A 17,316-nucleotide genomic window follows, 5' to 3' on the forward strand; every position below is an offset into this window, starting at 1 on the left:
CAGTTCGGCAGCTTCATCAGCCCGATGACGAAGCCGGTCTACTTCGAGGATCCGCGGACGCTTACCGTGGTTCATCTTCCTGAATCAGCATCTTCCTTCGAATCTGGGGGGCGATAACGTCCAGGTGGTCGTCACGCAGCTCCGTGCGGCGCTGACCGAAAATCTTTCGGTCATTGCGACGAAGGACGGCGACATCGGCCCGCAGAGCCCGCTGCTGGATGACGGCCTCGCCGATGTCGCGCGGGCATGAAGTACAACGTCGACAAGAATGCGTGCTCACAGACGCTGATCTGCGCCGGCGTCACGTTCGAACAAGTCCGTCGTCGGCACGAGGTCCCTGCAGGGGAACGGCGATGGGGAATTCCGTCTCTTCATGACCGGTGGCAAAGAGTTTCTCCGGAACTGGCACTGGCTCTCCGCGAGCGGCTTTCGACTCCCGTCCAGCTCGCCCGCCGAAAACCGGCTGCGGCATTGGTCGAACCACGTGGACCATAAGCTGGGCGACTTAAACCTGTAGCTCTTTGCTGAAGCCAACTGGTATCACTATCTGACCTCGGCCGACGAGTTTCCCGTCGCCGTCGCTGGACTGGAACTGTTCAATCTGGGCTCGCCTGGAGTCGCGGGCAACGACATCGTGACGGGCGCCTTCGGCATCAAGTACAAGCCCAGGACCAATCTGGAACTGGGCATCGCGTATGAGATTCCGTACTCCCATAAACGCGATATCCTGCAGGACCGGCTGACCGTGGATTTCACCGTGCGGTTCTGATCGATCAGGCCGGTCGCTTTGCAATATTCGACGTCGCCCGACTGTGGTAGCCTGCAGCCGGGCGACGTGCATGGCGCCGCCCGGTTGCCGACTTTCTCTCGCTGAGACATTCTGTCATGACCGGCCCACTCAGTTCCCGTCACGCGGTCTACGCGGGCAGCTTCGATCCGTTCACGCTCGGCCATCAGGACATCGCACAGCGTGCGGCGGCCCTGTTCGATCGCGTTACGGTCGGCATTGGCATCAACCCGGAGAAACACCCCCTCTTCACGCCGGAAGAACGGCTGGTGATGGCGCGCGAAGTCCTCGCTCCCCTGAAGAACGTCGATGTCCGCTGCTTCGAAGGACTGGCGGTCGACTTCATTCGCGGCTGCGGCGCACGGGTGCTCGTGCGCGGGGTCCGCACGCTGTCGGACATCGAGACCGAGTTCACGATGACTCTCGCCAATCGTGCGCTCGATCCGGAAATCGATACCATCTTCCTGATGGCCAGCGAACGCCTCACGCACATTTCCAGCAGCCTCATCCGACAAATTGCACTGATGGGCCGGCAGTCGGCGGCGTCCAAGCTGGAGGACTTCGTTCCTTCCGCGGTCGTGCCGCAGCTCCTGGCCCGGTGTCGCCCGCCCGCGGCCGGTTGAGGCTGCGGATCGCGAGGCTTCGAACTGTAAAAAACTCGGGCGACGGTTGACTCTTCGCAGGAATTCTTCAGTCTGGAGGCCTCGGCACGCCGCCGGCAGATGCCTCGAAGGAACTGAAGGAATTCGCCAATGGTCAAGACTGCTTCCACAATGCTACCGCTGGGGATCAAAGCGCCGGACTTCGCCCTCCCGAATGTCGACGGCAAGACGGTTTCGCTGAGCGACCTCGCCGGGGGCAAAGGGCTCGTCGTCATGTTCATCTGCAATCATTGTCCGTTCGTGAAACACCTCCGTGCGGCGCTGGCGGAATTCGGGCGCGAGGTCCAGTCCACGGGGCTCAAGATCGTCGCGATCAGTTCCAACGACGCGACGGCCTATCCGGATGACAGCCCGGCGAAGATGGCCGATGAAGCGCAGAGCGCGGACTATACGTTCCCGTATCTTTACGACGAATCGCAGTCCGTGGCGAAGGCCTACAAGGCCGCGTGCACACCGGACTTCTATCTGTTCAACGCCGATCAGGCGCTGGTCTACCGCGGCCAGTTCGACGACAGCCGCCCGGGCAACGGCAAGCCCGTGACCGGCGCCGATCTGCGGGGGGCCGTCGCTGCGCTCCTCGCCGGGAAGGCTCCGCTGGAGACGCAGCGTCCCAGCATCGGCTGCAACATCAAGTGGAAAGACGCCCCGGAGTACTTCACCGGCACGGCCGCGGCGGAATAGCGAATCAATGTCACCAGGCAAAGCCTGCTCGCCGACGTCGGGCGAGCAGGCCTGGCGGTCGCGATACACCGGGCGGCACGCGTTCGCTTCGGTCGGACAATGCTCTACGCATTCCCATCGGGTTCCATCAGCGGCCCCCACGGGTCGACTTGTCGAAGCTGCTTGGCCTGCAGGGCGAGGTAGCAGTCCGGCAGATCGAATTTCGCGAGCACGCCCGGCGCCAGCGTGGCCAGCGGCCAGCGGTAGAACTCGGTTTCGGCGAGCTGCTGGTACGACTTCAGCGAATTCTTCAGCGTCACCTGCGTGACGGAGTCAACTAACACCGCCGCAAACGTGGCGGGAATTGCGGACCAGCCGCGGGCCGCCAGGTGAATCCGCGTGTGCCCCTGCTGGACCAGCCAGCGGAGGACGCTCTGTACATCGTGCGTCCGCTGGCCCAGGTAGGGCCGGTCGAGCATGATTCCGTGCGCGGAATAGAAATAATCGCTTCCATACTGCGAGAGGAACGAATTTGCCCCGCAAGCGTCCGGGGTCGATTCGCCGAGGCCCCGCACGTCGCATGTGTAAAAGGGCACGCCCGGTTCCGCGGTCATCAATTCCTTGATCAGCGGTTCGTTGCGCAGGTCCGCGTCGCTCGACTGGTGTCCCAGATACAGCACGCAATGGTCGACGCCCCGCGTCGGCCGGGAGATGTGCGTCTCATCGGTCAGTCGGTAGACGATCGCGTGGACTCCCGGTTCTGTCTCCACGGCGTACGTCGTAAAGAACTTCCTGGGGTACCGTCGTCCTCCGATCGTTCGCAGAATTCGGTAATCGAGCGGATCGTGCTGCGCCGGCAGTTTGAGAACGTCTTGGATCGCCGCCTTCAGATCGCCGGATTCCAGTGAGACTCGTTTCGCCGCCAGGTCGCGGGCTTTTTCCTGCGTGAACGAGAACAGAGTCCGTTGAGGCTTCAAGTCCGCGACTTTCCCTGTCGGCGTGCACTGGAGGTCTTCGTCCTTCTCCAGCGTGAGTTCGGGCTCGGTTCCGCCTTCGGCGATGCCCGTCGAGCGGTTGAAGAACCCGTACATCGCCTCGCGATTCTCGATCGCATACCCGTGCGGTCGCGGTCCGACGAAGAGCTGCACGTTGTCGGGCTTGCCCAGCAGCGCATAGAGACGCTTCAGACGCCCGTATGCTTCTTCGGCGCCGCGGGCGTCGAAGAAGTCCTGTTCCTGGGCCAGGACGATGACTGGCTTTGGAGCGAGCGCGGCCAGGAAATCGTCGTGATCGAGCCCGTATGCCAGGCACCGCGGCGGGCACTGTTCGGTATCCGCGGGGAGTTCGTTTTCCATGTTCCGCCGGAACGTCGTGACGAAACAGCTTGGAGCGGCCATCGTCCAGCGCTGATCGACCCCCGCCAGCCAGGTCGTCATCGTCCCGCCGCCGGAGTTTCCCGTGATGCCGATGTGCCGCGGATCGACTTCTTCGCGGGTCAGCAGGTAATCGAGCGCCCGGATGCCGTCCCACGCCCGCCAGCTTCCGAAGAACTCGTCGACCAGGAATTGCTGATTGCCCGCGTGAATGTGTTCGCCCACACCCGGTCGGACGGGAACCTCCCCATCGTGCGAGTGCTCGTACTGCAGGCGTTCCCCCTGACCGATCGGATCGAAGATCAGCACCAAGTAGCCCTGCCGGACCAGCCCCTGGCAGAACGACTGATAGGCCTTTTCGGCTTTGCCGTTCAACGAGTGCCCGCAGGAACCGACGACGCCGGGCAGCGGGAACTTTCGTCCCTTCGGCACATACAGATTGGCGGTGACCGGGAAGTCGGGCCGACTTTCGAAGATGACCTTTTCGACGCGGTATCCGTCTCGCTCAAGCGCCCCGGTGATCCGCGGCTTGAGCGGCGTCTTCTCGGGAAACGGTCCGAAGGACTTCTGAATGAGTTCCCGAACTTCACGGACATAGGCTTCCGCGTCGGCCTGAGATCTGAGGGCCGTCTTCCGCTTCAGCCCCAGTTGTTCCGCCGCACGCACCTGTTCGACAAAAAACTCCTGCACCATCCGGGGGAATCGGTTGAGCGGCGCGAGCGTGGTCGCCGGAGTCTCCTGGCCCAGCAATCCTTGACTCCACGGCGCGCCGAGCGTCGCTCCGACGCTCCACTGCAGCACATTTCGGCGGGACCAGGCGGGAAGTTCCAGGGCAGGGGCGAGAGCGGGGCGGGGACGGGGCATGGCGGCGGGACTCCTGGAGATGGCTACGAAACGCTGTCCCACCATACGCCAGAATTTGCCCGGAAGAAACGGTCTGGCCGGATGACTATTTCAGCGACTCTCGAAGATCTCGACGCGTTCGGCCTCGGTCAACAGCGGCGCCTGCAAACGCACTGGCTTTCCGACGTCTTTGAACAGCAGATCCCCGTGCCCAAGGAGTTTTTCGGCGCCTCCGTCGTTGAGCAGCATCCGCGATTCGACCGCCTTTCCCATCTTCAGCCCCACGCGGGCCGGCATGTTGGCATCGAGCGGACCTTTGATCGTGTCGCGACTCGGTTCCTGGGTTGCCAGGATCAGATGAATACCGGCGGCCCGGGCCTTGGCTCCAAGCCGGCAGATCTGCTCTTCGATCAGTTTCCGCTCCGGCCTGCTCCGGCTGATGAGGTCTCGATATTCGTCGCAGACGCAGACGATTCGCGGCAGGGGTTCGGCAGATCGGCCCGCCAGTTGCGCAAACGAATCGGCCCCGTCGGCAATCCGATAGCGTCGATCCATTTCCTCGGCGAGGCCCGCCAGTACCTCCCCGGCCGACTGCTCGTCGGGAAACACCAGCGGACGCCACAGATAGGGCGATTCCCTCAGCGCATGAAACGCATTGCGTTTGGGATCGATGACCAGCAGTCGCAGCGTCTCCGGCGTGTTGGTGACCAGCAGCCCCGCCAGCGCCAGCCGCAGCCACTCGCTCTTGCCGCTGCCGGTCGTCCCGGCAACGAGCAGATGCGCGTGATCGGTCCGATTGAGGTCCACGCAAACGAGTTGTCGGAACAAGTTGACGCCAACCGGAATGTGCGAGCCTCCCAGCCGCGGATCGGGGCGGGGAAGATCGTCTCGGATTTCTGCGAAGTAAACGGTTTGCGGGTCCGGACGCTGCACGTCGACGACGAGCTGGCCGTTGTCGCGGCTGATGAATGGCTCCTCCTTGAGCTGCAGTCGCATCTGGAGCTCGGCCGCAGACCGCATTACGGCATTGACTTTCGTGCCGCGGCCGAGCGTGATCGGAAATCGAATAAACGTCGGTCCGACGATGACCGGCTGATCGAGCGTGACGGAGACGCCGTACTCCGCAAAGGTGCGGATCAGTCCCCGTCCGAGCTCCAGATGCTCGGCGCTTGGCGAAAGTTCCGCGGGACGATTTCGAGTGACCGGCGGAAAACTGGTCGGCCGGGACAGCCCGGCATGGGGCGCCGTCTGTGCCTGATCGACGCCGGCCAGCTTGCCAATCAGGTCGACCAGTCTCCGTCGGGCGGTCGCCAGTTCGTGGGCGGAGAAGACTCGCTCCTGTCGTTCGGGACCAAAGCTGATCAGCGCCAGCGTACCGGCGTCGGCGACCGCACCAGAGGCTTCCTGCATCTTCGTAAGCAGCAAGTGATACAGACACGCCTGGCCGAGGTCGGCTTCCGGGGATGTCTGTCCGAGTTTGAGTTCAACGGCGCACCACATGCCCGTCCCGGCCAGCCTGACGACCGCGTCTGCGACTCCAATCAGCCGCACGCTGTCCGACCAGCCCGGTTCCTGCAGTTCGCAGGCGAGCGGCTCTTCGGTCGTCATCCAGTCTCCCAGCGTTTTCCAGGGAGCCGCGCTGGCGAATCGCGGTGACGTCCGCTCGGAACGAAGTGCCCAGCACAGCTCGGCGAGCCAGTCCGAGGCGGCGCGCGACGCCTGCCAGAACGCGAGGACCTGCGGAGCGGCGTCTCGCAACGCCGCCTGTTCGCGGGTCAGCCGCGGGCCGACGATTCGTGCATACGACTCGGCGGCCAGTGTTCGTTTCCAGATCTCCAGGTCGGCGTCCACATCAGCCAGCGTCGCCAGGATTCCCGGAGCGGCGCTATCGCCAATCAGCCTCCCCAGCCCGTCGTGAAACCACTGGCCGAGCACTGCTGTCGATGGAGCCCCGTCGCCCCGGATGCCGGAAGCCTCATAAATCGCCTGGCGGATCTGGCTGACATTGATCGAACGGGGCATGGGGGAGATCTCCACGACGGTCACTCTTCGCGATTGGGGCTCCCTGCCATCGTTGCACAATCCCTCCGGAGCGCGTTCCTTCCGGCGGTCCGCCGGGATTCTGTGCTACCGTTCCGAACCTTCTTCGATCCGAAACAGCACGGATGGCGGCTGTCCCAGCAATCCGAATTGATCGGGATGCCGCCGGGCAGTCTCGATCAGCGACTCCACCGACTGCTGCAGCGACTCGGCGACTTCGACCAGCGGCGCGACCGGACTCTCGCCGAGGAAAGCGATCAATGCTTCCAGGGATTGGACATCCGCCGATTCCTTCGCCGCTGCTCCGTCGGATTGCCCGAGCACGTCGCCGACGAATGCTTCCAGCTCGCCGGCCAGATGGGTTCGGAACCATTCCTCGACGGTGCGCGGCGAAAGGGGTTGCCCCTGACAATCCAGATCGCCGGACTTCGCATCCGACAGCAGCGCTCGCAACGCATCGATGGCGGCGAGCACCTCAACCGCCGGATGCAGGATGACGGCGTGCTGCGCTTCGAGTTCTTCCAGGTGTTGCCGGGCGGCTCTGGCGGTCTTCGTCAGAGGAACGCGACTGTCCCGCACGATGACGAGCCGCTGCAGCCGTTCCGAAGCGAACTGCAACTTCAGCCGCTTCAGGCGGGTCGCCAGGCTGGTCATGTTCGACTGCGTGCACGCGCTGAGCCCCGTTCTGCCAGCCGGACCCTCGAAGATCAGCGAGACATCCGGCAGGTGTTCGTCTTGAACCAGCCTTTGGTCCGGCGCGACGAGCGACACGAGCAGCGGGACGCCGTGTCGCAGGATTTCTTCGGTCGACTCCGGTCCGTTCGCCGCCTGCTTCTCTTCGACGAGCGATTCCCACCGTTCCTGCAGGAAACGCTCAGGGGGTGGCGGTGGTGGAACAATAGAGGTTCCCGGCGACTGCCAGGTCTCAAAGGACTCGGCGCTGCGACTGAGCAATTTGCGCGGCGACACTCCCCCGCTGGCGAACAGGGCGTCGAACGCTTCTGGCGATAGTGGCCAGGTTGCCGAGCGAGACTCCGGCAGGTCACGGACGTCGGCCGAATCGAGCCGGGCTGCGATGAGCTGTTCGGCCTGCCGGCGATCGAGTGGGTCGAGCGAATAGGCTCCCAAGGACGTCATGCGGTCGTAGTCTGCCGAGCGGGCGTGGTCCTTCAGTTCCGTCGCGAAGGCCGATTGGACGGCGGAGACGAGCAAGACATTGGTCGTACTGTCGTGCAGCGTGCTGGTGAGCTGGCCGAACTGAAACAGGGCGTCGGTGTCGCCGGGTCTCATTTGTAGCGCCTCGACCTGGTCGAAGCTCAAGACGATCGGCAGTCCGTTCCCCGCGAGAGAGCACAACATGAGTACGACCTGCCGGGCCAAATCTTCCCGTTCTTCATCGGTCCCTTCGTCCTGCGCCAGGTCCATCCGTTCGAGGGCCGCCTGTGGCAGCGAATCACCCGCCAGCCAGGCCCGCAGATCGCGTCGATGCCGGCCGAAAGCAATGTGCATGAACGCGACCGCGGTGTTCCGGTCGAGATGCAGGTTGTCGGCGATACGGTCCATCAGTTCGGCGAGTCCGTCCGGGTGTTCCTCCCGCATGTATTCGTACCAGGGTTCCAGATCCCCTTCCGCCACGCGAATTTCCGCCAGACGATGGAACAGAATTCGGTCGAACTGTGATTTTCCGTTGTCGACGGGACGGAACCAGTCGTCGACGAGCGTTCGCCGGAGTGTCCGCCAGATCATCCGCGGGCTGGTCTGCAGCCGCACCCAGACATACAAGCATTCGCGACGATCGGTGGCCGTCGGCTGCTGAGGCGCCAGTTGGGCGCGAAGACGCTTCAAGAGATGCGTTTTGCCGCTGCCGGCCTCGCCGTGAATCAGCAGCCCCGCCGACCGACCCTGCGACCGCACGTGTTCGATGCCGCGCAGGCACTCGTGGAGGACGTTCCCATGAATGGCGGGGACGTCGACGCCCGTCGCTTCCCACGGACTCGCCACAATGGTGTCACGGAATGGATTCACGCGCGGCTCCTGTCTCGGCGAACTCAAACCTGGCCCGGCGACTGCCGCAGCGCGACTCCGACATAAAACTGACCATGCGCGTCCGTCACGAGGTCGTCCCGCTCGGCGGCCGAAAGACTGGCCGGGTAGTCGTGCCGATGGAGCGACAGCCTCCCGTCGCGGGCGAGATGCAACATCAGCTCATCGAACTGAGCCTTCGGCACTCCAGCCGCTTGTCGCAGATCGCGGATGCCGACCAAGGCTCCCCGCTCGACCCCCGGTTCCAGCCGCTGCATCAATGCGATGAGGTCAACTGTGATCGGCTTCGCCGGGGCAGGGGGCGTCGACATTCCGGCGCCGAAAGGAATTCCCGCCCCTTCGGCGAGCTGCACGATGGCCCGTCGCAGTGCATCGAGCGGCACATTGGCGCTCCGCAGCGTTGTGACGACTTTCGTCAACAGCGTCTGGACCTCCTTCAGATAGTCTTCCGGCGCCGGCGGACGGCTGCCGAGGAGCTCCGGCCCGGACTTTCGCGGCGGATGTCGAAAGACTGCCCCGCGCTCTTCGAGACTGCTCAGGACGCGGTCGAACTGCCCCTTGTCAAGATCTTTGAGGGTCGTCTGCAACTTGGCGGTGGCCAGCGGGCCTTTGAGTTTCAACGTCTCCAGGACCCGCCGGCGACCGTATTCCAGAAAGTCCTGACCCCAGAATCGCTCCTTGCTCTTCGCAGTCTTCGGCGGAATCGAGTGGATCAGTCCGGCGGCCGTGCATTCCTTCAGGATCGGGTCCAGATCCTTCTCCGGGAACTTCATGGGCGTCGTTAGCGTCCCGGCGATCTCCTTAGCCGTCAGCGGTTCGTCCGCGGTCCGCAGCAGCGACAACGCCGCCTGCCGTGCGATTGCGCCGGCGTCCCGGTCCCAGTAGCGGGGCTGTCCCTTCGCCGTCTTGCCGGGGTATTGAATCAGCCTGCCGCTGGCGACGAACGCTTCGAGAACCGGTGCGAGATCCGCGGCCGAAATGTGATGCGGTTCCTGCAACAGTTTCGCGAGAGCTTTGGCGTCCAACGGCTCATCCGCCTGCCGCAGCGTCGCGAGAGCGTGTTCTTGAGCCTCCGCCGAGGGCGGCCCCGCCGAGGTCTTCTTTTTCGCCATGACGCCTCCATCGTCCCTCGGCGCAATTCAAGTCGCGGCCGACGCGCTCAGTGGATCTGTACGGCAGATGATTATTCCGGCTTGGCAGGGCAGTGGCAACGGTGAGGCAGAAAACACAGAGAGCCTGCGTCTTCGCGCGGGGCGCTGATGACTCTCCAGGTTGCATCCCGCCCGCCGTTCGGCAAACATGTCAGCATGAAACACCTGCCCCCCAGCACGCTCCTCAAACTGGCCGCTCTGTTCCTGCTGTGCGGAGCCTGCGCCCTGCCGCTGCACGCCGAGGATCAGGCGACCCCGGTGGCCATCGAACTCCCCGCCACCGACGATGGCCTGCCCGGGGCCGGGCCGATCCGGCGGTATGACTGGTTCCGCAATCTCTGGACGCAGCGCCGCTCGGCTTGGACGAAACAGGTCGAGCAGGACCAGAAGGCTCTCGTCTTCCTGGGGGACTCGATCACCCAGGGTTGGGGCGACAACATCGGGGGCGCGTTTCCCGGCGTGAAGGTCGCCAACCGCGGCATCAGCGGCGATACGACGCGCGGCATGCTGATCCGCCTGAAGGATGATGTGCTGGCGCTCAACCCGACCGGCGTCGTGCTCCTGATGGGAACCAATGATCTCGAAGAAGGGGGCGAGCCCGAGGTGATCGCCGGGAACCTCAAGCTCATCCTGGCGAATATCAAAACGCACAATTCGAAAGTTCCGGTGATCCTCTGCCAGGTCTTCCCCAGCTCGGAAACCAAGAAGCGACCAGCCGACAAGATTAAGAAGATTAACGAACTGTATGCCGCCGCGGTGAAGGGGGACCCGCAGGTCACCCTGATCGATACCTGGAAGCTCTTCGCTAACGAACAGGGGGACGCGAAGGCCGAAGAGTTCCCGGACCTGTTGCATCCGAACCAGATCGGCTACGACAAGTGGGCTGCGGCCCTCCGACCGATCCTGGCGACGCTCGACTTCCTGGAAACGACCGACGACGACTTCCAGCCGGAGCCGGGCTTCGTGAGCCTGTTCAACGGCAAGGATCTCACGGGGTGGGGCTTCCGCATTCAGAAGACGCTGGAAAAGACCGCCAGCTTCGACGGCCAGAAAACCAGCACCGACGGCCGCTACATTGCCAAGCACGGCCGGATCATCGTCAGCACGCCTCCCGAAGGCCGCCGCGTCCAGCAGATGTGGACCTCGCAGGAGTTTCCGAAGGACTTCGTCCTGAAGCTGGAGTTCCGCGCGACGCCCAACGCCGACAGCGGCGTCTTCATCCGCCAACCGCAGCTCCAGTGCCGGGATTACCCGCTCGCCGGCCCCTACAAGATGCTGACGAAGTACCGCCCGCAGGACTGGAACGAGCTGGAAATCGTGGTGAAAGACAACGTCGCCCGCTGCACCTGCAACGGCGAAGTCCTCGAAGAAGCCTTCAAACTCCCCGCGACTGGTCCGATTGGTCTCGAAGGCGACGCCGGGCAGATGGAGTATCGCAGGATCCGGATCAACGAAGAGAAGTAGGGCCGGCTCTGCCGGCCGATTCCGCCAGTCTCCAGCGTCAACATCGCTCTGGCACGTCGCCTCGCCATGAGATAAGCTTTCGTTGATCTGTTCCTGCCGCCTGGACGGCCGACTGGCCGTCTCCCGCCTCCGAACAGGACGAAAGCGTTCCATGCCGGAATCCGCCTGGTCATCGCCCCTGTTGAATCGCCGTCGATTGCTGCAGACCGGCACGGCTGGCGTGCTGGGACTGTCGTTGCCTGAGATCCTGGCCCTGCAGGCTCGCGGTGCACCGACGACGGCCGGGGCGGTCGCGAAACGGGTGATCGTCATTCTCGAACAGGGCGGGCTCTCCCACATCGATACCTGGGATCCCAAGCCCGAAGCCGCCGTCGACCACCGCAGCCCGCATCGCCCGATCGCTACCAGCGTGCCGGGGATTCAGTTCACATCGCTGCTGCCGCAGACGGCGAAGATCGCCCACAAGATCGCCGTCGTCCGCTCGATGTACCACGCGAAGGCCGGCGCCGACGCTCATCCGAACGGCACGCAGTACGCGCTGTCGGGCGCCCATCCGAGCGGCCCGACCGAGATGCCCGACATGGGCTCCATCGTCAGCAAGATTCTCGGGACCGCCAATCCTGTCCTGCCCCCCTATATCATGGTCCCCGGGAATCACGAGCAGGCGGCAGAAACTCGAACCGGATTTCTCCCCGCGGCAAACAAAGTCTTCAAGACCGGCGGCCGCGACCTGTCCGATCCGAAATGGCAAGTCGCCGACCTCCTGGCCCGTCCTGAGAATATCGACCGACGACTGGGCGAACGCCAGCGTCTCCTGGCCTCGCTCGACGGCACGTTCGTTGGGGCGACTGGCCGGCAGAGTTCCCTCGACGGCATGGATCGCTTCTACGAGCAGGCCTTCGACACGCTCACCAGCCGCGAGGTGACGGAAGCGTTCAACATCCAGAACGAGCCCGAGTCGATCCGCCAGAAGTACGGCGCCGGACATCGCGGAGCCTGCTATTTGCTCGGTCGCAAACTGCTCGAAGCGGACGTGCGGTTCGTCACCGTCGACGTTCGCTGGCCGCTGACTCCCGAAACTCCCGGCGGTTTCAACCTCAACTGGGACCATCACGATCTGATCTACACCCCCGCATCGTGCGGTACTGTGCGCGATAAGGCCGGCGGCGAAGGTCGCTACGGGATCGGTCACTGGGTGATGATGGGGAGCACCGACCAGGCGTTTGCTGCGCTGGTAAGCGATCTCGACGATCGGGGAATGCTCGACGAAACGCTGGTCTGCTTCATCTCCGAATTCGGCCGCACTCCCCGGCTCAACAAGTTCCAGGGCCGCGACCATTGGACTCACGCCTATTCGATCGCGATGGCCGGCGCCGGCGTACCGGGGGGCCAGGTGATCGGCCTGAGCGACAAAGACGGCGGTTACGTCATCTCCCACGGGCAGACCCCCGAGGACTACGCCGCCACAATCTACGAAAAACTGGGCATCAACCGCGACCAGCCCCTCTACACCGCCGCGAATCGTCCGGTCTTTTTCGGCCACCTCGGCGAGCCGATTCCCGAGTTGATGGGGTGATCAATCCTCACGATTGAACCATCGCAACCTGTCGTGAAAGCTCCCCCGCCATCGCCTCCTGTCTGGCGCGAACTCGTTCGCGCGCTTCGGCCGCCTTGGCTTTCGCGGCCGCCGGATCCTGAGCCAGCGACAGTACCGCGGGGACGATGCGGGCGACGTCCGCCGGCTGATCCATGTCGAACAGCCAGTCCTCCAGGCCGATGTCACGCCACATGAAGCCCTTGCTCGTCTGCTCGGCGAACCGCCCGACGAGCGCCGGCACGCCGTTGCCGATGCACATGATCGGCGAGTGCATCTCCAGCCCGAACAGCCCGGCCGAGCGGACGTACGTGCTGACGGCTTCATCCGTTAACCAGTAGTTCTCGCGCCAGACGACCCTGCCTTTGACATCGTCCGGCAGCGGATCGAACAGCAGCTCCTTCCCCACGGCCATCTGCGACTGATCCTCGGGGCAGAGCAGCACCTTGCAATCCGTCTGCCGCGTGACGGCGATGATCGCCTCCCGCAGTGGTGCGTGGTCGTGCTCCTTCATCGCTTCGTTGCGGGCATGTTTCACTGCGTCGAAAGGTCGATCCTTGATCTTCCAGTACGGCGTATATCGCAGTCGCGGAATGCAGCAGAGGAACTTCCCGACCTCCAGCCTGTGCGCCGCCAGGAATTTCTCCGCGGCCGCGTCGTTTCGCAGATCGACCGCGAAGGCGCCGTCCGGCCCGAATTCCATGACCGGACAGGTACATCCCTTGTCCTTCGCCAGTTGCAGGGACACCGAGTCCCGGAAGAAGACGAACCGGGCGTCGCTGAGCAGCTTGAGCACCGACTCCTCCGCACTGGGCAGCGTGATGCCGAAAACGCCGTACGGCTTACCGGTCTCTGCGCTCCAGCGCTGTACGTCTTTCGCCGCCACCAGCGATGGTCCGGAGCCGTGCAGCAGGAAATCGCTTTCCTGGAAGGCCGTCTTGATGGCCCCCTGTCCCTGCATCAGCGGGACTTTCGGAAAGCGAGTCTGCAGCAGCTCGGCGACGCCGTTCCGGACGTCACTCGGCCACAGCCGGACTTCTGCGCCGGGCAGATGCCTTTCGAGCAGCGCCAGCACGCCGGGCGTGTGGCCGATATCGCCGATATTGACTGTCTGCCACGACGACCGCAGAAGAATCCGCTGTGGACGGTTTTGTGCGGCGAATGCGACCGCCGGGCCGGCCAGAGTTGCGGCGAGCGTCTGCAGAAATGTACGGCGTTGCATGGTGTTCGTCCAAGAGGAATTGTGTCTGTTCACTTGGGTGAGGCCGCCGTCTGACCGGCGAAGTCCTGGTAGATTGCGGCCGGGTGATAGTCGGCCTCGGTCGGCGATTCATGGATCGCGACGCCGTAGCGCAGCTTGAGGGTTTCGCCCCTGGCGACGACGATCCGGCTGGGCTCCTGCTTCGTAAAAGCCTGGCGACCGAACGGGTTCATGGCCAGAAATCCGTAGTCGCGGGCGTGGCTCCAGCAGCGACGAAAGTTGTCCGGACCGGCCAGCACGGTCATTCCCACCCAGCGGACTCCGTCCGGTCCTTGCTGCAGCCCCGCATAGTCGCACCAGTCGGCGGTCTTGCCCCAGACTTCCGCCCCGTTGCGACGCCCCGCGCTGTCCAGAAGTCGCCCTCCCAGCTTGCGGTCCACATTGAGCGCCGTCGCGACCCGAATGCCGAGTCCCATCTCTTCCTGATCGCCGAAAACCAGTTCGACGTCGCCCGGTCGGAACTCGCTGGTCATTTCCAGCAGATAGCCGTGTGGAGTGGCGCGGATCACATACTGACAGGTCTCTTCGGCGACTGTGCCCTGGCCATCGGCCGTGAGATACCGGTTAACGACGGCAAACGTCCCGCGACCCGGTCCGCCGGTCGGTTCCTCGCTGAACCGGACGTGTTCGGTCCGGGCCTTCAGCCGCCAGTAATCGCAGCCGCTCAAGTCGCCGAACGACAGCCAGATGCCGGTGTGCAGTCCGACGTGATCGGTGGCGTCCTGATCTTTCTGCGGAGGATGCCGGCGTGTGACCTGGATTCCCGAAGGAGTCTTTACGTCTGCGAAGTATGGCCTCGGCACCAGCTTGTCCTGGAAGACATACCGCGCGACTTCTACGTCTCCCCGCCGAATCCCCAGCACGCCGTCGCCTCGGACGAACTGGATAGATGGCTCGGCCGCGTCCATCGGGGTAACCGACGAACAGCCGAGCAACGCCAGCAGAATCCATCGCATTGGAACGTCCCGGAAAATGAGCCCGACAAATCTCCGCAGCCGGCATCGTAGCCCGCACGGAAACCGGGTTCGAGGGCCGGGCGCGGCAAAGATTCTGTGGAGAAAGACTTCCGTTTATCGTTGAGAGATCTGGACGACCGCGAATCGGAGTGAGACACTGGGGAGACATCGACACTCATCTCCCCGTCGCGTCGCCCGTTTTGAAATCTACGACGCTGGGTTCCGGCCATGCCCGTTCTAAAGTGCGTCTGCGGAAGCGAGCTGTCCATCGGCTTGGGGCGAATGCTGGCGGCAGGCGCTGCCGGTGTGCCTTGTCCCTCCTGCGGCCAACGGCTCGGCGACAGTGCCCCCGCGGAGCAGGAACGTGGGGTAGAATTCGCAGCGGCGGACGAAGTGCCTGCCGCCGTTCAGTCTCACGACGAAATGTTCTTGGAGGATTCGGACGCGGGGCTGCCGGAGCTGCCGGTCGCGACCGAAGACGAACTGAGCAGCGGCGGCTTTCGCTGGCGCGATCAACTCGCCGCCAGCGGCATTTCGCTTGGACTTCACGCGGTTGTGCTGGCGGTGCTGGGGCTGTTTGTTTTCCACCCGCTGCTGACGCCGGATCTAGATCTGATCTTCGTGGAAACGACCTGGCAGCGAGAAGAAGGGGCCGAGGCCTCTCTGGGCGATGACGGGGCCACGCAGTTCGTGGCCGCTCCGGTCGATTCCAGGATCGTGCATACGAGGGTCTCGACCGAATTTACGCCGTCAACCTTGCAGGACGTGACCGTCGACAATCCGGTGCTCCCCACGAGCCAGGCTTCGCAGGTGCTGGCGCCTCCTCCCGCGCTGCCGCAGTCCTCGCTGCTCTCGCCCGTCAAACCGTCCCGGCGGTCCGATCCCGGCAAGGGAGGCCTGATTCAGGGGATGGGGGCCGGGCATGCCACGGAAGGGGTTCTGGACGGCATCCGCAAAGAGCTGACTTCCGGACCGGTTCAAGTCGTCTGGCTGATGGACGCTTCGATCAGCATGAACGTCGACCGGCAGGAAGTCGCCGCCCGGCTCTATCCGTTCTATAAAGAAATGGCGCTTCGCGACAAAAGCGACTCGTTTCCCCTGCTCAGTTCGGTCGTCCGCTTCGGTGCGGCGCCGCTGGAATTGGTGAAGACGACACGGGATTTCACCAAGGTCACCAATGCCGTCGCCGCGTTGCAGGATGACACCTCCGGGCAGGAAAACGTCTTCAACGCCATTCAATTCTGCCTGGCCCAATACTCGCGCTGGCAGGGGACGCTGATTATCGTCGTCTGGACCGATGAATCGGGCGACGACACCATGCTGCTCGAAGATACGCTGCGCGTCTGCCGGGAACGGGATGCGGTGGTCCATGTCGTCGGCCCGAACGCGGTCTTCGGCAGCGATCGCGGCACGCATCTATGGCGCGATGGCGCGACCGGCCTGACGTTCCGCCTGCCGGTCAAACGCGGTCCCGAAACCTCTTTGCCCGAGCGCCTGATGCTCCCCTACTGGCACGACTCCGGCATTCCCCATGCAAAGATGAACGGGAATCTGGTCGCCCAGGACCTCCCCTGGTACGGCGGCCCGATGCGCGAAGGGATGCTGTCAGGTTTCGGACCTTATGCGCTGACCCGCCTGGCCCTGATGACCGGTGGAACCTTCACGATCCTCAACCGGCCCGGCGACCGGACCATCGCGACGCTGGAACAGCTCAGGCCCTACACGCCGGACTATTCCGCAGCGCGGGAGTATCTGAGCGAAGTGCAGAGCCTGCCGTTGCGGAAGGCCGTCAGCGACGCGTCGCTGCTGATCTGGCAGGCCCCGCAGCTCGAACCGCCCCCGATGACGTTTCTGTTCTCCCGCCAGATTTTCTACCCGTTCGCTCCCTACATCGATTTTCGGAATCCGGCGAATTTCCGGACCGCCTTCCGCGACAACCTGCAGAAAGCCATTGCCGGCTCGCAGGCGGAGCAGGCCATCATCGAAAAAGCGATCGCCAGCTTCGAAGCGACCGATCTGGAGCCGGCCTATGAGGAGGAAAAGTCACTCCGCTGGAAGGCCTGGTACGACCTCAACTACGGTCGGCTGCTGGCCAACAGCGTCCGGCACATCGAATACCAGCTCACCTGTGCGGCGATTCTGACGGAAGGAGGGCTCAACCCCGAGACCAACCACGTCCGGTTCGAGACGTCGAAGCAGTACAAAGGGGGCCGGCTCAGCGAAAGCCGGGCGATTCGAGCCCGCGAACTGCTGGAACGCTGCCGTAAGAAGAACGCGGGCACTCAGTGGGATCTGCTGGCCGAGTGGGAGCTGAACCGCGAACTGGGGCTGCAGGCCCGGCAGATCGTGATTCCACCCCCTCCTCCGCCGAAGCCGCCCACGGGGCCTGTGTCGCCGCCGAGGCCGGCAACGAAGGTGACCTTCCCGACGTTGTAGGGCCGGCTGTGCCGGCCGACGAGCCTGTCGCCGCTCCGCATTCTGC

13 protein-coding genes are annotated in these 17,316 nt (G+C 63.9%); 7 read left to right on the forward strand and 6 right to left on the reverse strand.

Features of this window, described 5'->3' with window-relative positions:
• Window positions 1-124 precede the first annotated feature (124 nt).
• The 4 genes from SH412_RS08610 to SH412_RS08625 all read left to right on the forward strand — a co-directional run bounded on the left by SH412_RS08610 (window position 125) and on the right by SH412_RS08625 (window position 2,130).
• Complete coding sequence (locus tag SH412_RS08610) at window positions 125-250, forward strand: hypothetical protein (protein ID WP_336523099.1); 126 nt, start codon at window positions 125-127, stop codon at window positions 248-250.
• A gap of 384 nt (window positions 251-634) precedes the next feature.
• Window positions 635-769 carry a hypothetical protein gene (locus SH412_RS08615; protein ID WP_336523100.1) on the forward strand — a complete coding sequence of 45 codons (135 nt, stop codon included), beginning with the start codon at window positions 635-637 and terminating at the stop codon, window positions 767-769.
• Window positions 770-885: 116 nt separating this feature from the next.
• Window positions 886-1,410, forward strand: a complete 525-nt coding sequence (coaD, locus tag SH412_RS08620; RefSeq protein WP_336523101.1) for a pantetheine-phosphate adenylyltransferase — start codon at window positions 886-888, stop codon at window positions 1,408-1,410.
• Window positions 1,411-1,539: 129 nt separating this feature from the next.
• Complete coding sequence (locus tag SH412_RS08625) at window positions 1,540-2,130, forward strand: thioredoxin family protein (protein WP_336523102.1); 591 nt, start codon at window positions 1,540-1,542, stop codon at window positions 2,128-2,130.
• A 104-nt stretch (window positions 2,131-2,234) separates the two neighbouring features.
• Here SH412_RS08625 and SH412_RS08630 read toward each other — a convergent pair whose 3' ends face one another.
• The 4 genes from SH412_RS08630 to SH412_RS08645 form a co-directional block, all read right to left on the reverse strand.
• Window positions 2,235-4,346, reverse strand: a complete 2,112-nt coding sequence (locus SH412_RS08630) for an alpha/beta hydrolase family protein (RefSeq protein ID WP_336523103.1) — start codon at window positions 4,344-4,346, stop codon at window positions 2,235-2,237.
• A 90-nt stretch (window positions 4,347-4,436) separates the two neighbouring features.
• Window positions 4,437-6,347, reverse strand: a complete 1,911-nt coding sequence (locus SH412_RS08635) for an FtsK/SpoIIIE domain-containing protein (RefSeq protein WP_336523104.1) — start codon at window positions 6,345-6,347, stop codon at window positions 4,437-4,439.
• Between the two features lie 105 nt (window positions 6,348-6,452).
• On the reverse strand, window positions 6,453-8,390 hold the full coding sequence (locus SH412_RS08640; protein WP_336523105.1) for an ATP-binding protein: 1,938 nt from the start codon (window positions 8,388-8,390) through the stop codon (window positions 6,453-6,455).
• A gap of 23 nt (window positions 8,391-8,413) precedes the next feature.
• On the reverse strand, window positions 8,414-9,520 hold the full coding sequence (locus SH412_RS08645) for a hypothetical protein (protein WP_336523106.1): 1,107 nt from the start codon (window positions 9,518-9,520) through the stop codon (window positions 8,414-8,416).
• A 195-nt stretch (window positions 9,521-9,715) separates the two neighbouring features.
• Here SH412_RS08645 and SH412_RS08650 point away from each other — a divergent pair, with 195 nt between their 5' ends.
• Together SH412_RS08650 and SH412_RS08655 are read left to right on the forward strand one after the other, a co-directional pair.
• A complete protein-coding gene (locus SH412_RS08650; protein WP_419555795.1) occupies window positions 9,716-11,023 on the forward strand; it encodes a GDSL-type esterase/lipase family protein in 1,308 nt (435 codons plus the stop codon).
• A 151-nt stretch (window positions 11,024-11,174) separates the two neighbouring features.
• Window positions 11,175-12,599, forward strand: coding sequence for a DUF1501 domain-containing protein (locus SH412_RS08655; RefSeq protein ID WP_336523108.1), 1,425 nt, complete (start codon window positions 11,175-11,177; stop codon window positions 12,597-12,599).
• Window positions 12,600-12,606: 7 nt separating this feature from the next.
• Here the strand turns inward: SH412_RS08655 and SH412_RS08660 are convergent, their stop codons facing one another.
• A complete protein-coding gene (locus SH412_RS08660) occupies window positions 12,607-13,839 on the reverse strand; it encodes a polysaccharide pyruvyl transferase family protein (RefSeq protein ID WP_336523109.1) in 1,233 nt (410 codons plus the stop codon).
• A 29-nt stretch (window positions 13,840-13,868) separates the two neighbouring features.
• Window positions 13,869-14,834 carry a DUF6807 family protein gene (locus SH412_RS08665; RefSeq protein ID WP_336523110.1) on the reverse strand — a complete coding sequence of 322 codons (966 nt, stop codon included), beginning with the start codon at window positions 14,832-14,834 and terminating at the stop codon, window positions 13,869-13,871.
• Between the two features lie 393 nt (window positions 14,835-15,227).
• Here SH412_RS08665 and SH412_RS08670 point away from each other — a divergent pair, with 393 nt between their 5' ends.
• Window positions 15,228-17,270, forward strand: a complete 2,043-nt coding sequence (locus tag SH412_RS08670) for a vWA domain-containing protein (protein ID WP_336523111.1) — start codon at window positions 15,228-15,230, stop codon at window positions 17,268-17,270.
• The last annotated feature ends 46 nt before the right edge of the window (window positions 17,271-17,316 follow it).

The organism is Planctellipticum variicoloris (assembly GCF_030622045.1).
In the GTDB taxonomy this organism is placed as follows: Bacteria; Planctomycetota; Planctomycetia; order Planctomycetales; family Planctomycetaceae; genus Planctellipticum; species Planctellipticum variicoloris.

Excerpts from the sequence above, each read along its gene's own strand:
- SH412_RS08625 (WP_336523102.1), top strand. The coding sequence starts at position 1,540 with ATGGTCAAGACTGCTTCCACAATGCTACCGCTGGGGATCAAAGCGCCG.
- SH412_RS08655 (WP_336523108.1), top strand. The coding sequence starts at position 11,175 with ATGCCGGAATCCGCCTGGTCATCGCCCCTGTTGAATCGCCGTCGATTG.
- SH412_RS08630 (WP_336523103.1), bottom strand. The coding sequence starts at position 4,346 with ATGCCCCGTCCCCGCCCCGCTCTCGCCCCTGCCCTGGAACTTCCCGCC.
- SH412_RS08635 (WP_336523104.1), bottom strand. The coding sequence starts at position 6,347 with ATGCCCCGTTCGATCAATGTCAGCCAGATCCGCCAGGCGATTTATGAG.
- SH412_RS08650 (WP_419555795.1), top strand. The coding sequence starts at position 9,716 with ATGAAACACCTGCCCCCCAGCACGCTCCTCAAACTGGCCGCTCTGTTC.
- SH412_RS08660 (WP_336523109.1), bottom strand. The coding sequence starts at position 13,839 with ATGCAACGCCGTACATTTCTGCAGACGCTCGCCGCAACTCTGGCCGGC.
- SH412_RS08665 (WP_336523110.1), bottom strand. The coding sequence starts at position 14,834 with ATGCGATGGATTCTGCTGGCGTTGCTCGGCTGTTCGTCGGTTACCCCG.
- coaD (WP_336523101.1), top strand. The coding sequence starts at position 886 with ATGACCGGCCCACTCAGTTCCCGTCACGCGGTCTACGCGGGCAGCTTC.
- SH412_RS08645 (WP_336523106.1), bottom strand. The coding sequence starts at position 9,520 with ATGGCGAAAAAGAAGACCTCGGCGGGGCCGCCCTCGGCGGAGGCTCAA.